At 69.1% G+C, this 14455-nt stretch carries 12 protein-coding genes; 5 read left to right on the top strand and 7 right to left on the bottom strand.

The annotated features are described in order from the left end of the window. Window positions 1-215: 215 nt before the first annotated feature. Both FHR78_RS15390 and FHR78_RS06730 read left to right on the top strand, forming a co-directional pair. On the top strand, window positions 216-2726 hold the full coding sequence (locus FHR78_RS15390; protein ID WP_166759791.1) for a fibronectin type III domain-containing protein: 2511 nt from the start codon (window positions 216-218) through the stop codon (window positions 2724-2726). 244 nt (window positions 2727-2970) lie between these two features. Further along, the gene (locus FHR78_RS06730; protein WP_166759790.1) at window positions 2971-3447 is read left to right on the top strand and encodes a hypothetical protein; all 477 of its coding nucleotides are present in this window, start codon (window positions 2971-2973) and stop codon (window positions 3445-3447) included. Window positions 3448-3604: 157 nt separating this feature from the next. On the opposite strand, the gene FHR78_RS06725 is transcribed toward FHR78_RS06730, so the two are convergent. Then, the gene (locus tag FHR78_RS06725; RefSeq protein ID WP_166759789.1) at window positions 3605-4321 is read right to left on the bottom strand and encodes a response regulator; all 717 of its coding nucleotides are present in this window, start codon (window positions 4319-4321) and stop codon (window positions 3605-3607) included. Beyond that, window positions 4318-5601, bottom strand: a complete 1284-nt coding sequence (locus tag FHR78_RS06720; protein WP_166759788.1) for a sensor histidine kinase — start codon at window positions 5599-5601, stop codon at window positions 4318-4320. Before FHR78_RS06720 ends, FHR78_RS06725 begins: the two co-directional genes overlap by 4 nt. A gap of 182 nt (window positions 5602-5783) precedes the next feature. Here FHR78_RS06720 and FHR78_RS06715 point away from each other — a divergent pair, with 182 nt between their 5' ends. Together FHR78_RS06715 and FHR78_RS06710 are read left to right on the top strand one after the other, a co-directional pair. After that, entirely contained in the window at window positions 5784-6479 is a 696-nt protein-coding gene (locus tag FHR78_RS06715; RefSeq protein WP_166759787.1) for an ABC transporter ATP-binding protein, read from the top strand. Continuing rightward, window positions 6476-7786, top strand: coding sequence for an ABC transporter permease (locus FHR78_RS06710; RefSeq protein WP_166759786.1), 1311 nt, complete (start codon window positions 6476-6478; stop codon window positions 7784-7786). Before FHR78_RS06715 ends, FHR78_RS06710 begins: the two co-directional genes overlap by 4 nt. Window positions 7787-7798: 12 nt before the next feature. On the opposite strand, the gene FHR78_RS06705 is transcribed toward FHR78_RS06710, so the two are convergent. The 5 genes from FHR78_RS06705 to FHR78_RS06685 all read right to left on the bottom strand — a co-directional run bounded on the left by FHR78_RS06705 (window position 7799) and on the right by FHR78_RS06685 (window position 12988). Beyond that, on the bottom strand, window positions 7799-8641 hold the full coding sequence (locus FHR78_RS06705) for a nuclease-related domain-containing protein (protein WP_166759785.1): 843 nt from the start codon (window positions 8639-8641) through the stop codon (window positions 7799-7801). A gap of 190 nt (window positions 8642-8831) precedes the next feature. After that, on the bottom strand, window positions 8832-9449 hold the full coding sequence (locus FHR78_RS06700; protein WP_208393022.1) for a G5 domain-containing protein: 618 nt from the start codon (window positions 9447-9449) through the stop codon (window positions 8832-8834). 109 nt (window positions 9450-9558) lie between these two features. Next, a complete protein-coding gene (locus tag FHR78_RS06695; RefSeq protein WP_166759784.1) occupies window positions 9559-10005 on the bottom strand; it encodes a hypothetical protein in 447 nt (148 codons plus the stop codon). An 897-nt stretch (window positions 10006-10902) separates the two neighbouring features. Further along, the gene (locus FHR78_RS06690; RefSeq protein ID WP_166759783.1) at window positions 10903-12678 is read right to left on the bottom strand and encodes a DUF2075 domain-containing protein; all 1776 of its coding nucleotides are present in this window, start codon (window positions 12676-12678) and stop codon (window positions 10903-10905) included. Further along, on the bottom strand, window positions 12668-12988 hold the full coding sequence (locus tag FHR78_RS06685; RefSeq protein WP_166759782.1) for a nucleotide pyrophosphohydrolase: 321 nt from the start codon (window positions 12986-12988) through the stop codon (window positions 12668-12670). The genes FHR78_RS06690 and FHR78_RS06685 overlap by 11 nt, the downstream gene beginning before the upstream one ends. A 185-nt stretch (window positions 12989-13173) precedes the next feature. Between FHR78_RS06685 and FHR78_RS06680 the strand changes: the two genes are divergently transcribed. After that, window positions 13174-14088, top strand: a complete 915-nt coding sequence (locus FHR78_RS06680; RefSeq protein ID WP_166759781.1) for a hypothetical protein — start codon at window positions 13174-13176, stop codon at window positions 14086-14088. The last annotated feature ends 367 nt before the right edge of the window (window positions 14089-14455 follow it).

Here is a 14455-nt window from a genome sequence, read left to right as displayed (position 1 = left end):
ACCGCCTCCTGGGGTCGGATCCAGGCCCCTCACCTCCGGTGAACCGACGCGAACGGCTGTCGGGACGCCCAGGAAGAGCCATTCCTGACGGTTTACCCCCGCCGGTGAACCGAGCCGTCACCCCCGCTACACCTGTCGTCCACATCTCCCTGGTCTGATCGCCGAGGCCCACCCCCGAACGCGGGGAGGTGCCTCCACGATCACGAAGGACAGGCATGACCACCACCCCCACGGCCCCCCGACGCTCGGGCCACCGCGCCCGCGTCGCCGCCGCGCTCCTGCTCGTGACGGCCACCGCCGTCGGAGCCACGAGCACCGTCACCTCGGCCTCCGCCGACGACGCCGTCCCGCTGCTGACCACCGAGTCGACGGCGTGGAGCTACCTCGAGACCGGAGCCGACCCGGCTGCCGGCAGCACCGACCCGCTCAGCTGGACCGACGCCTCCTACGACGACTCGTCGTGGCGGACGGCCGAGGGCAGCTTCGGCGCCAAGGGCGGCAAGGCCACAGGCATGGGCGGCGGCTACGCCGTCGACACGCTGCTGCAGCAGTACCTGCCCGACGGCACCGACGTGCCGACCTACTTCTTCCGCACCTCGGTCGACCTCACCGCCGACCAGATCGCGGGCTGGAAGTCGCTCACCGCCGACGTCGTCCACGACGACGCGCTCGTCGTCTACGTGAACGGCGAGAAGGTCGTCGGCTACGAGGATGCGCGCGTCGCCGAGCACACCGGCAACGTCGGCTACGCGGGCGACGGCGGCGGCGACCCCGACCGCTCGACGTTCTCGGTCGACAGCTCACTGCTGCGCGCCGGCGAGAACACCGTCTCGGTGGCGCTCTACCAGGACCGCTCGACCAGCTCTGACATCTACTTCGACTTCCTCTCGCTCACGCCCGTCTCGGCGAGCGCCGAGGCCACGATCAGCGACGTGTTCCTGAACGTCGGGGCCGACGAGTCGCAGCGTGCGGTGTCGTGGTACTCCGACTCGACCAGCCCCGAGGAGGCGCAGCTCGCGCCCGCGGAGGACGTGACGGACGGCGCCTTCCCGGCCGCCGCCTCCTCGTTCCCCTCCACCACGGGCGTCGCCACCGACGGCCAGAACTGGCACCACGCGACGGTGACGGGCCTCGTGCCCGGAACGTCGTACAGCTACCGTGTGGGCAGCGAGACCGACGGCTGGTCGGAGACGTGGACCTTCGAGACGCAGGCCGAGGGCGACTACGGGTTCCTGTTCATCGGCGACGCGCAGATCGGCGCCGGCGAGACCGCGCGCGACACCGCGGGCTGGGTCGAGACCATGGACACGGCCGCGACCGCGTTCCCCGACACGAGCTTCGTGCTGAGCGCGGGCGACCAGGTCAACACGGCGTCGAACGAGCTGCAGTACGACGGGTTCCTCGCGCCGCCGCAGACGAAGTCGCTGCCGTTCGCGACGAACATCGGCAACCACGACGTGGCGAGCCTCGCCTACGAGCAGCACTTCGCCATGCCGAACGTCAGCGCGACGGCGGGCAAGCCCGACGCCGCCCGGGCCGGCGGCGACTACTGGTTCATCTACCAGGACACCCTCTACATCTCGTTCAACTCGAACGACCGCGACGACGCCGGCCACGCGGCCTTCGCGCGCGAGGTCATCGCCGAGCACGGCGACGAGGCGCGCTGGCGCATCGTGACGTTCCACCACTCGGTCTACAGCGTCGCGTCGCACGCGACCGACGGCGACATCGTCACCCGTCGTGCCGAGCTGCCGCCCGTGATGAGCGAGCTCGACGTCGACCTGGTGCTGATGGGCCACGACCACGTGTACGTGCGCAGCTACCTGATGAGCGGCACGACTCCCGTGCACGCCGACGAGCCGGTCGACGGCACCGTGTCGCCCGAGGGCGACGAGGTGCTCTACGTGACGGCGAACTCGTCGAGCGGCAGCAAGTACTACGACATCCAGTCGCAGGACTTCGACTTCAGCGCCGTGCAGAACCAGGAGTACACGCCGAACTTCACGAACGTCGAGGTGTCCGACGACGCCATCGCGATGACGACGTACCGCACCGCGGACATGACGGTCGTCGACCAGGTCACCCTGTCGCGGCCGGCCGACCCGACCGAGCCCCCGGTCGACCCGACCGAGCCCGGCACGCCGCCGACGGACCCGACCGACCCCGGCACCACGCCGACCGACCCGGGCGACGGCGGCGAGCAGCCCGGCACCGGCGACGACGAGCCCACGGCCGTGCCGCTGTCGGAGCTGACGGAGGCGACCCACACGCTGGTCGTGACCGCGGTCGACGAGGCCGAGGGCACCCTCACCGCGACCGTGCCGCGCCGTCTCGCGGGCGCCGCGCTCGACTGGTTCGTGCACTCGGAGCCCGTCTACCTCGGCGACGACCCCAGTGACGACGACGGCGTGGTCACGCTGCGCCTGCCCGAGGGCCTCGGCGCCGGCACCCACACGCTCGTCGGCCAGACCGACGCCACGGGCGCCGAGACGTGGGGCACCTTCGAGCTGACGGCGATCTCCGACCCGGTCGTGGTCGACCCGGGCGCGACCGGCCCCGGCGCGACCGGCCCGGCTGCGACCGGCCCCGGCGCGGGTGACGGCGTCCGCCCGGGCGGAGCGCTGGCCTTCACGGGCGCGGAGGCGCTCCCGCTCGCCGCGGGCGCCCTGCTGGTGCTGCTCGCCGGGCTCGCGCTCGTCGTGCGGGCCCGCCGCCGCCGCGCCTAGCCCGCGCCGCCCGAGGGGCGCCGGAGCACCGCACCCCAGCGGAGCCCCGGCGCCCTTCCCCGTCGAGAGGCCCCGAACCGTCCTTCCCTCCCCTAGGGAGAACGGTTCGGGGCCTTTCCCCGTGCCGGTGAAGGGCATCCCTGCCACTGGCGGATCTCTCATAGGGTGGCGGCATGTCAATTCCTCATTCCGGCCGCGCCGACGGTCGAGTCGCTGGGCGCCCTGACGACGGGCTCGTCGGCGCGTGACGACCTCCCCGCTCGCCGCGAGGCCCCGGTCCCTGCTGTCCGTGCTGCCCTGGACGAGCGCGGCCGGGGCTGCCGCACTCGTCCTCCTCGCCTCCTTCGTCTTCGCGATCGGCCTCGTCGCCACCTCGCCCTCCCCGGGGTGGCGGCGCCCCCTCGACCTGCTCGAGGCGATGTCGCCCGCGGTCGCGGTCGCCCTCGCGCTGGCCGTCGTCGGCTTCGTGCTGGGCGCCCTGGCGGCCCTCCCGGACCACCTCATCCGCGGCCGCCTCCCGCCGCTGGTCGGCGAGCTGCTCGCGGTCGCCCTCCTGACCACGCTGGTGACGGGCCCCTACTCCGCCCTGACGAGCCCCTTCGACGGCGTCACTCCCCTGCCACACGCGGTCGAGGTCGCCGTCGTCGGCATCGTGACCGCCCTCGCGACCGCACTCGTCGCGTCGTGGCACACCCGGCGTGAGCACAGGAGGCGCCCCTGACGACCCCGCACCGGTCGCCGTCGGCCTCCCCCGGTCAGCACGCACACCCGAGGAGGCGTCGTCGAGTGGTCAGAATCGGTCCCTCGAAGGCCCCCGAGGCACCGGAACCGACCGATCGACAGACCCGAGGAGGCGGGGGCCGGCTCGACCGGCACGCTCACTCCGCCGAGGGCGCCACCAGCCCCGTCTCGTACGCCACGATGACGAGCTGGGCCCGGTCGTGGGCGTCGAGCTTGGTCATGACGCGGTTGACGTGGGTCTTCGCCGTGTGCGGCGAGATGACGAGGTCGGACGCGATGTCGGCGTTGGTGCGGCCGCGGGCCACGAGCAGCAGCACCTCTCGCTCACGGTCGGTGAGGTGCGCGAGGCGCGGCGGCACGGCCCGGTGACCCGCACCTCCCCCGCCCTCGACCGGCCCGCCCGACACGGGGTCGAGAGCACGAGGAGGCGGCAGCACGTACCGCGCGATGAGCGCGCGGGTGGCCGCCGGCGACAGCAGTGCCTCGCCGGCGTGGACGGACTGGACGGCGCGGACGATCTCGTCCGGCTCCGCGCCCTTGCCGATGAAGCCGCTCGCTCCGGCGCGCAGGGCGGCGACGACGTTCTCGTCCTCCTCGAACGTGGTGAGGACGAGCACCTTCGTGTCGGCGAGCTCCGGGTCGGCGCAGATCTCGGCCGTGGCGCCGATGCCGTCGAGCACGGGCATGCGGATGTCCATGACGACGACGTCCGGGCGCAGCTCCGCCGCGCGGGTGACCGCGTCGCGACCGGTCACCGCCTCGCCCACCACCTCGAGGTCGTCGGTCGCCTCGAGGATGTCGACCACGGCCTGGCGGATCAGCGACTGGTCGTCGACGACCAGCACGCGCGTCACGAGGCGCCGCCCCGGTCGACGGGCAAGGGCAGCTGCGCCGCGAGGCGGTGGCCGCCGACCCCGACGCCGGTCTCGAGGGAGCCGCGCACGGCCGCCACCCGCTCGCGCAGGCCGAGCAGCCCGTAGCCGCCACGACGGTCGGCGTCGCGGTCGTCCGCGCCGCCCACGCCGTCCTCGCCGCGCGGGTCGACGCCGCGAGGGTCGACGCCGCGCGGGTCGCCGCCGCGAGAGCCGTCGCCGCCGCCCTGCTCCCCTACCGGGTTCGTCACCACCACCGACACCTGGTCGTCGTCGACCGCCACCAGCACGTGCGCCCGGCCGCCGCTGCCGTGCTTGAGCGCGTTGGTGAGCCCCTCCTGCACCACGCGGTAGGCGACGAGGTCGACGGCGCCGGCGACCCGGCCCAGGGCGCCCTCGACGCGGGTCGTGACGGCGAGCCCGGCGTCGCCGAAGGCCGCCACGAGCTCGTCGAGCCGGTCGAGCCCGGGCTGCGGCGCGGCCGGCCCCGCCGCGTCGTCGGTCCGGAGCACCTCGAGCAGGTCCCCGATCTCGCCGAGCACGGTGCGGGAGGCGCGGCGGATGGTCGCGAGGGCGGTCACCGCCTTCTCGGGTCGCGTCTCGATCGCGGACGAGGCGACCCCGGCGTTGAGGCTGATGACGGAGATCTGGTGGGCGACGGTGTCGTGCAGGTCGCGGGCGATGCGGAGCCGCTCCTCGGCGACCCGGCGACGGGCCTCGGCCTCGCGGGTGCGCTCGGCCCGCTCGGCGCGCTCGGTGACGGCCTCGACGAACTCGCGGCGCGACCGGTTCGCGTCGCCGGCGGCGGCGGCGAGGGCGATGAGCAGGGCGAACTGCACGACGCGCGGGTCGGACACCCCGGTCAGCGTGGCCAGGTAGCTGAGGCCGACGACGACTGCCGCCGCGACGGCCGCGACGACGAGGGCCCGGCGCCGGTTCGACCGGGACGCGATGCCGAAGACGACGATCGCGACGGCGAGCACCGTCCCCGGCGACAGCGTGCCGAGCAGCGCCGCGGCGCCGAAGAGCGCGAGCACGGCGGCGAGCACCGCGACCGGCCGGCGCCGTCGGAGCAGCAGCAGCGCGGCGGGCGCGACGACGATCGCGACGACGAGCCCGGACGTCGGCCGGAACTCCGGCAGGGGGAAGGGCACGAACGCGGCGGCGGCGACGAGCACCACGGCGACCGTGTCGGCGACCCACCCGGGGACGCGGCTGTGTGGCCAGGCCGGCTCGCGCCTCCGGTCGTCCGTCGTGGTCATGAGCCCATCGTGCCCTGGAACCCGGGCCGCCGAGTCACCCTGCCGCGTCAGGTCGCGCCGAGCCGCGTACCGCGGACGCGGTACGGCAGGTGTCCGCGCCGGGGTGACGTGCCCGTCGAGGCCGTTCGCGAGAGTGGTGACGGGCCACCGGAGACGCCGTCGGCCCGAGCGACAGGAGCACCATGACACCGATCATCTCGGTCCGAGACGTCCGCCGGTCGTACGGCCGCGGCGCGAACCGGTTCGACGCCCTGAAGGGCGTCAGCCTCGACATCGCCGAGGGCGAGAGCGTCGCCATCGTCGGCAAGAGCGGCTCGGGCAAGTCGACGCTGATGCACGTGCTGGCCCTGCTCGACGCCCCGACGTCGGGCACGGTCGAGCTCGAGGGCGTCGACACCGGCACGCTGGCCGGCGGGCGCCTGAACCGCACCCGCAACAAGACGTTCGGCTTCGTGTTCCAGCAGTTCTTCCTCACCGCGAACGCGTCGGTGCTCGAGAACGTCGTGCTGCCGATGACGATCGCGGGGGTGTCCCGCGGCGAGCGCCGTCGGCGTGGCCTGGCCGCCCTCGAGCAGCTCGAGCTGGGCGACAAGGCGGCGAGCAAGGCGCGCGACCTGTCGGGCGGGCAGAAGCAGCGCACGGTGATCGCCCGGGCGCTGGTGAACGACCCGCGCGTCATCTTCGCCGACGAGCCCACCGGCAACCTCGACACCGCCACCGGGGCCGTCGTCGAGGACATCCTCTTCTCGCTGCAGCGCGAGCACGGCATCACGCTGATCGTCGTCACCCACGACGAAGAGCTGGCGGCCCGCTGCGACCGCCGCATCGTCGTCCGTGACGGCCTGATCGTCGACGAGCGGAACGAGGTGGCCGCATGACGACCGTCGACCTGCTGACGACCGCGGTGGCGAACACCTTCCGGTCGAGGACGCGCTCGGTCCTCACCGTCCTGGCCATCGTCGTGGGGGCGTTCACGCTCACCCTGACGAGCGGGCTGGGCACCGGCATCAACCAGTACCTCGACGACACGGTCGCCGCGGTCGGCTCGACGGACACGATGACCGTGTCGAAGACCGTCGAGGACTCGACCGGGCTCGGCGCCGCCGACTCGGGGCCCGCCGAGTACGACCCCGACCGCATCGCGTCGACCGGCCCCGGTGCGCCCGGCGCGACGGTCGTCGCGCTCACCCCCGAGGACCTGGAGGCGCTGGGCACGATCGAGGGAGTCCTCGCCGTCCAGCCCGTCGAGTCGATCACGCCGGACTACGTCGAGGGCGCGAGCGGCACGAAGTACGTGGCGACCGTCGGCGGCCTGGTGTCCGGGCAGCAGGTGGCCGTGACGGAGGGGGCGCAGCCGGACGACGACGCGACCGGTCTCGAAGTGGTGATCCCCACCTCCTACGTGGCGCCCCTGGGCTTCGCGGACGACGCCGACGCGGTCGGCCAGCCCGTCACCATCGCGGTGACCGACGCGACGCGGGCGCAGCACACCGTGACCGCGACGGTGGTCGGGGTCGCCGAGGAGAGCCTCGCGTCGCCCGCCGGTGCGGCGATCGTGCCGAACGCGGCGCTGAGCACGACCCTGTTCGACACGCAGAACGTCGGGGTGCCGGCCGACCAGGTCGACCGGTACGCGGAGGCGAGCGTGCGGTTCGCCGACGACGCGAGCGACGTGCAGGTCGACGAGCTGAAGGATCGGCTCACGGCCGCCGGCTTCACGGGGACGACCGTGGCCGATCAGCTGGGCACGATCAAGACGGTGATCGACGGCATCGTGCTGGTGCTGAACGCGTTCGCGGTGATCGCGCTGCTGGCCGCGAGCTTCGGCATCGTGAACACGCTGCTCATGTCGGTGCAGGAGCGGACGCGCGAGATCGGCCTGATGAAGGCGATGGGCATGGGCAGCGGTCGGGTGTTCGCGCTGTTCAGCCTCGAGGCGGCGTTCATCGGGTTCCTCGGCAGTGCGATCGGGGCGGGGCTGGCGATCGGCGTGGGCAGCGTGGTGAGCGCCTCGCTGGCCGGGTCGCTGCTGTCGGGCCTGCCCGGGCTGACCCTGATCGCGTTCGACCCGGCCGCGATCGCGCTGATCGTCGTCGTGGTGATGGCGGTGGCGTTCGTGGCGGGCACGCTGCCCGCGGCCCGCGCGGCCAAGGCGGACCCGGTGGCGTCGCTGCGGTACGAGTGAGGCGGGGGCGGGTCAGCCGATGGATGCCAAGACGGCGCTGGCGACGCCTGCGAGGACCGCGAGCAAGACACCCCCGGATGCCGCCACTGCACCGAGGGCCGTACCGACCCGCCACTGCCGGCGACGCCGCGCGGCGTCGTCGATGTCGCGGCGCAGGCGCTCAAAGCGGTGTTCATGGCGGAGGGTGTCGGTCAGCACCAGCGCTTGGGTGTGCCAGGTGGCTCGCTCTTCGGCGACCAGCGTCAGGTAAGCCAGGGCTTCTTCGGAATGCATGCGGGGCAGGGAGAAGAGCCACCGTCGCAGTTGTGAGGCCGTGACGACGCGGACCGTCGGCGTCTTGTCGCCGAAGCGCAGCGACGCCGCACCGACGACGACGATCACCGGCACGACGGCCACCTCAGCCCCCGCGGCTGCGGACACGAGACGAGAGGCGCGCTGCGCTTCGAAGACCGAGGCGCGAGCGTAGGAAGTGCGGTGACCGTTGACCATGATGGTCCCGCCGCCGACCCAGACCTTCGCCTCGGCGTGGTTCTTGGTGTTGATGGTGAACACGCCGGTCGGGCCGATGAGCACGTGGTCGATGTCGGACGCGCCCGATCCGACCGGTACGGAGTGCAGGACGGTCCAGTCTGGTCCGAGGTCGCTGAGTACGCGGGCCACCTCTATCTCGCCCAGGGCGCCCTTGTACCAGCTGACGGCGTCGGGCCTCAGGGGCGAGCGGCCGAGGAGACGCTGGCGACGGGTCAGGCCGGGTGCCGCGGCCTGGAGTCGGAGGCATTCCTGCATGACCGAGTAGGCGGGTCGACGCGCCCGCAGGGTCAAGGCCGCGCTGCCGCGTGGCACGGTGTCGCTCATGTCGTTCCCCCTCGTTGTCACGCTATGAGGAGTCACGACGCGGATTCGAGCCCCCGTTTGGGGCGATACGGCCGGGCCCATCGAGCACGCCAGGCACGTCTAATTGCAGCGCGTCAGCGTCGATGCTCACGCCGCATGCGAGCAAGAATTGGAGTCCAGGGCGGCACCGTGGGCTGATCCGGAGCCGGCCTCACCGATCGCAAGCGACGCCGTCCCCGTCGCGGTCGAGATCGTAGACATCACTGCCGACGATGGTGACGGGACCCTGGACGTACGCGGGCCCGTTGCCGCTGCCGCCGGCGCAGTCCACGTCCGAGGCCACGGGGACGCATGCACCTGCGTAGTTGGAGTCGCACCCGCCGACCGCCGAGGCGGCGACAGGCGCCGGGGCCACGTAGGGCTGACGCGTGCCGATGCTGGTGACTTGTTGGACGGGGGCGGCCACGACGTTCTCAGCCACGACGACCCGCCCGCTCTCGACTCCGTCCGTATAGGTGACCTCATACGTGAGCACCTTGGACCCGTCCTGTCCCGTCACGCTGATCGCGTCTTGGCCGATATCCCTGGTCGGGTCGTCGACAGTCACGGCATCGAAGGGAAGCACCTCAGTGACGTCCTCTCGTTTGATCGAAATGACCGGTGTCGGTGCCGCGGATGGCTCGATGGCAGCGAGGCCGGCGGGTGCGGCGGTGTTCTCGGATGAGGCACCGCAAGCAGACAGGCTGAAAGCAAGGACGACCGATACCGAGATCGCGACCGCTCCCCTTGTCAACTTTGCCGTGGCGGTCGAGCGTCGTTCCTCGTTCATTCGTGGCCCCCTGCACCCTCAGCCGCATTTCGGCCCGCGAGTGATCCTCATCGACCACAGGTGCACCTGCCACCCCCCTTTCGAGCAGCGTCTCACTGCATCGTTGCGCTCAGGTCGCGGAAGGCTCGTTCGGTTTCAGCCCCGCATGCACCATCGCCTGGCGGTACGTCTCCACCGTGTCGTCGAATGCGTCCTCCCGCTGCTGGCGAGGCAGGATGAAAGCACGGTTGCTCGTATGCCGCGCATCCCAGGTGTGGATACCGCGCTCACGAACGAAAGGCCCTACCAAGCGGATCGATCGAAGTAACTGCGCAGAACGGTGAGCGTCACTACCGTGGGCGACGATCGACACGACGTTTGGGCAGAGCTCCAAAAATCGTCGGAGGACGAGCACACCTTGCTCGAGGTGGTCGCGGGTCAGGCCATCGGGAAGCTGAGCGTGCACGAACCAGGGAAAGGCGTTCCACGGCACGACGTTCTCGGAATCTATCCCGGCGGCTGTGTAGACCTTCAACATCCGTTCGGCAGACGCGTCGTCGTTCTCCGCCGACAGCATCCCGCTCCCTGTGCTCCCGCCAGCACCTGGACCTGGGTTGGAGGACAACGACAGAATGCGTGCAACGCGTGGATCGTAGTGCGGAGCGACCCAGGGCACGCCTTCTAGCTCAGGGCGCTCGGCGCTGAGGCGCCTGACCAAGTCCGAGACCGGGGCCATGTGCTCGTCATCAACGGCCTGAAGCTGACTCTGTCGATAATGGGGATCCTTCATCCGACGTGGGATCACAAAGCTTCTCCGTTCAGGTGAAACAACGACCAGATCACGACTTTCCGGAGTCCGTGTTCTTGGGTCGCTGCCTGTTCCACAATTGCGAGCCGTAAAAAGACCTCAGCACGCGTGCCTCCTGCGCTCGGGCCGAGACCGCATCGACTGTCGTTGCCCACCGGACCTCGACGTCTGCCGCTCTATGGCAGCCTTCGCACACTCTCTCGTTTTGGTGCCTTCCAAGTTCGTGAGCAGCCCTAACCGACTAGTCACCCGCGTCACGTCCGACAGAGCACGACCGAGTGCAGCCTCTGCGAAGCAGGACACGGCTCCCCGACCGCGCAGGTAGATGTCAAGTCTTTCCCCGCAGACCTGCGCCACTATGTTCGCCTGCCATGCCGACATAGACGACCTTGCTCGTCGCCCGCGAGCGGAACATGTACGCGCCTGGCACGGTCGGGGCCATTGTCGCGACGTCGAAAGAGTGTGACCAGGACGGCAACTCCGCGAGACCGTCCATCGGAGGGGAGACCGAACCGGACGCGAAATACGAACGGGCGGAGTCTGCTCGCACGTCGTCGAGCCGCCATCGCTCGTAGTCGACATGCCCGCCAGCGTGGGGTGTCCGAACGTACTTGCACATTGCCCGCCCGGGGACGGCGAGTTCCTGCGGTGTCACCAACGTGGACGTCATGCCGAGAAGTACCTCTCGATGTAGGCCCGCATGCCGGGGTCCACTGCATAGATGTACGTCCCACGGATGCCCCGAGTCAGCAGCACCCCGTAGATGTTGCTGATGAACTCGCGCAGCTCGGTGTCGGAGTACGACCGCCCCAGCTGCTTGTTGTTCTCGGCACCCTTGGTGTCGAAGTACGAGGCACGATCGACGAAGAGCTCGTCACGATCAACGTCGTAGCGCAGATCCCCGCCGATGACTACACCCGCGTAGTTGAGGTCGTATCCCTGCACCGTATGGATCGAGCCGACTTGCTCCAAGGCTCCCTGCGACGCGATCCAGTCCTTCGAGGCCCTGTTCCACTGAAGCGCGACACCATCGAGCTCGATGTCGGCCGCTCCGGAATCTTTGCGTGAAGCCCACTTCCAGGCGTAACCGGCGACAAGTCGGGCAAGACCGTGCTCAGCATCCCGCGCTCGGATTTCCGCGTGCATCTCCGATAGATCGGTGAAGACCCGAAGGTCGTAGCCCTTGAACCTCTGCGGCAGAACGCTGCCTGCGACACGGCCCGCACGAGGCACGCGTAAAACGTCTCGGACGTAGGCGACATAGTCAGCCCCTGCCTGGACCCGCATCTGCGTCGAGAGCCGGTATCGCCGGTCACGGGCCTGAGCAGCCTCGAGGAGTTCGACGACTGACTCCTTTGACAGATCGGCCGGCCTCACGCTCTGTGCCTCGTCGAGCAAGAGGATCTGGTGGCGGCTCTTCGCGCGAATCCAGTCGAGCTGCGTCTTCGCGAGGTCGTCGGTCCCGAAGAGGCGCCTGTTGATGATCGGGAACTTCGCGTTCAGCACGCCCGTCGACTGGTTCGCCCGTTGGTTTAGCCGATGCGCCTCATCGACGAGAAGCAAGTCCCATTCACCATCCGCCTGCCCTACCTCGAACGGCGTCAACACCATGGCCGCGTCGAGCCCAGGCGTCTTGCGGAACACTCGCTTGATGGACTCACGGAGCGATTGCTGAGGCACGACGATGCCGACTCGCAGGTCTGCGAGCAGAGCCGGGTGCTCCCCAAGGAAGAAGTCCGCGAAGAGCGAGTCCCTGTCGAAGTCGTCCGAAGGAGGCGCGGAGCCGATATCGACGAGCAGCTTGAGCAGGTAGATGGCGACGACGGTCTTGCCGGTGCCCGGGTGTCCCTGAATGACGATGGTGTCGCCACGCTCGTCACGTAGGTCGGCGAACAGCCCTTCCAAGATGTCCTCGAGAGCCGCGGCCTGGTCTTGCGTCAGCGCCTTGAACGGCGACAGTTTGAAGAGGTCGCTGTTCTCGATCTCGGGGATCGGACGCGTGAACACGCCCTCGGCGAGGAGCTGCTGCACGACATCCGCGAACACGTCCCGGTATCGCTCACGGTCGTAGTAGTTGGCCGAGGTGATGCCGTCGTTGCGGTTGAGAACGCTGTAAGCCCCATCTGCTGACAGCAGTTGGATGAGCCGCGACTCGAGATCTAGACACGCCGACTTGTTGAAGGTCTCATTGACGACGACCCGAACTGTGTCGAGTTGGCCCTTATCGGGGTTGGCGAGATGCTGGCGCATTCGGCCCGCAGCATTGCGGGTTTCCCCAACGTAGACATCCCTGGGACGTCCATGCCGTGGCTCGCCCGTGCCCTCAGGTTTGGACTGATCGAGAACGTAGACAACTGGCCAATCGACGTTACGCGCATCGGTGAGTGCCCAGACGTCCAGCGCATCCCGCTCGAAGGGAACCCTGACGATGTCAGAGGGCATCGTATCTCTCGCTCCGGCCGCGGGCCTTGTCCACGGGATATTTCTCACGAGTGACGGCGAGCTTCTGCAGGACTATTTGCTCCGGGTCCACACCAAGCTTGTCAGCCAAGAGGAGACAGTAGGTCAGTACATCGGCGAGCTCATCTTGGACCTTGGAGGGATCGAAGTCGGTTCCCCACTGGAAGCACTGCAGCAACTCGCCGGCCTCGATGGCGACGCTCTTCGCCAAGTTCTCCTCCGAATGGAACTGCCCCCACTCGCGGTCTGCAACGACGCCCTTGACCGCATCCACCGGCGAACCCTTGGTCATGCCGACGACTGTATCAGCGCAGCGAAAGCGCAATCGATGCTGGCGGTAAGTCGCCGACACACCCTTGCCTTAGTCTCTTACACCCCAATGACACCCTCGAACCACCCGTTTCGCGCAACACCTTTACGTTCGGCGAGCACTTGCATCGCTTCATGGAGACTTCGTGGGATCTGCAACCTGGTGACATGACCACACGTGCCGCGTTATCCGCCCGGTATGGCGGAAGCGTTTATACGGGCGGAATAGTGCCGTCGAGGACGAGCGATTACGTCATGGTGTTGTCCGACATTACAGAAGGTGCGCATTTCGGTTACGCCCAACATGACGGGGTCACAGACGCAGGCGAAGGCTTCGACTACACCGGCGCGGGCCAAGTGGGGGATCAAGAATTTCTCCGCGGCAATCGGACTCTCGTCAACCATGCTGAGGAAAACAAGCGACTGCAGCTGTTCGTCGCCGCAGGCACTCTCCCCGGGTCGGGCAGGAAACAACAGGAATACGTTGGGGAATATCGAGTCCGGCAGGATGATCGTGGGCCGTTCCACTATGCCCGGGCAGTTGACAGCCGAGGTCAGGACAGGACGGTCATCGTCTTTCACCTCGAGCGACTCAGCTCCGGGACGGCTCCGGTCCGTGTTCCTCGTTCCCAGCCAGCAACCGAGCCCAAAGCGCCATTTCAGGTCCCCCTCGAAGTGGATCGCACGTACGTCTCCGCACGGCGCGCCTCGGAAGCCGCAACTACGCGCCGACGCGAGGCAGAACTGACCAGCATGTTCAATTCCTGGCTTGCGATGCAGGGCAGGTCAGCCAACAGGTGGGCCATACCCATCGACAGCGGGGCGGCCCTGCTCACGGACTACTACACGGACGATGACAACACCCTCTTCGAGGCCAAAGCTTCAGCAAGTCGGAACGACGTGAGGATGGCGATCGGTCAGCTGCACGACTACAGACACAACCTCGGCGTCGTCAGCCTGCGATGTGCACTGCTCCTCCCGGATGAACCGGCTCCGGATCTGGTCGACATGCTCAGGAGCATCGGCTTCGGCTGCGTAGTGGGGGCTGGCACTGGATTTCGATGGCTCATCGAGGCCTCGTAGCTGATGCAAGCTTGGGTAGGCACACCACATCAGCCGACAGCAACACCTCGCCGTTCTGTCCTGACGGAGGCGACGAGAGAGTGCTCGTTCAGAGAGAATGAGCCTCGCCGAATGGATTGATCCGGCGAGGCAGATGGTGGGCTGTCTCAAGAACTCCCCAAAGCCCGCAGTGGCGAGGATCGCGGCGCTGCCGCAGCGCGCCCTATTCTCCGACGAGCCGTCGCCTATCCCCTGACGGTGGCGCCCCCTCGAGCATCACCTCTTGATCAGGCGTTTCTCCGGCGAGGTCTTCCGCGACGCCTACCATCGGCGTCAGGCATCGGAAGTGGAGCACCTCCGCGAAGGACAGGTGTCAGACCCGACTAGC

This window comes from Frigoribacterium faeni (assembly GCF_011761235.1).
Classification (GTDB): domain Bacteria; phylum Actinomycetota; class Actinomycetes; order Actinomycetales; family Microbacteriaceae; genus Frigoribacterium; species Frigoribacterium faeni_A.
This window is presented reverse-complemented; position numbering and strand designations above follow the sequence as displayed.

Bases quoted from the DNA above. Each gene is read 5' to 3' on its own strand.
- FHR78_RS06685 (WP_166759782.1), bottom strand. From the start codon at position 12,988: ATGACCAAGGGTTCGCCGGTGGATGCGGTCAAGGGCGTCGTTGCAGAC.
- FHR78_RS06690 (WP_166759783.1), bottom strand. From the start codon at position 12,678: ATGCCCTCTGACATCGTCAGGGTTCCCTTCGAGCGGGATGCGCTGGAC.
- FHR78_RS06700 (WP_208393022.1), bottom strand. From the start codon at position 9,449: ATGAACGAGGAACGACGCTCGACCGCCACGGCAAAGTTGACAAGGGGA.
- FHR78_RS06715 (WP_166759787.1), top strand. From the start codon at position 5,784: ATGACACCGATCATCTCGGTCCGAGACGTCCGCCGGTCGTACGGCCGC.
- FHR78_RS06710 (WP_166759786.1), top strand. From the start codon at position 6,476: ATGACGACCGTCGACCTGCTGACGACCGCGGTGGCGAACACCTTCCGG.
- FHR78_RS06705 (WP_166759785.1), bottom strand. From the start codon at position 8,641: ATGAGCGACACCGTGCCACGCGGCAGCGCGGCCTTGACCCTGCGGGCG.
- FHR78_RS15390 (WP_166759791.1), top strand. From the start codon at position 216: ATGACCACCACCCCCACGGCCCCCCGACGCTCGGGCCACCGCGCCCGC.
- FHR78_RS06720 (WP_166759788.1), bottom strand. From the start codon at position 5,601: ATGACCACGACGGACGACCGGAGGCGCGAGCCGGCCTGGCCACACAGC.
- FHR78_RS06680 (WP_166759781.1), top strand. From the start codon at position 13,174: ATGACCACACGTGCCGCGTTATCCGCCCGGTATGGCGGAAGCGTTTAT.
- FHR78_RS06695 (WP_166759784.1), bottom strand. From the start codon at position 10,005: ATGCTGTCGGCGGAGAACGACGACGCGTCTGCCGAACGGATGTTGAAG.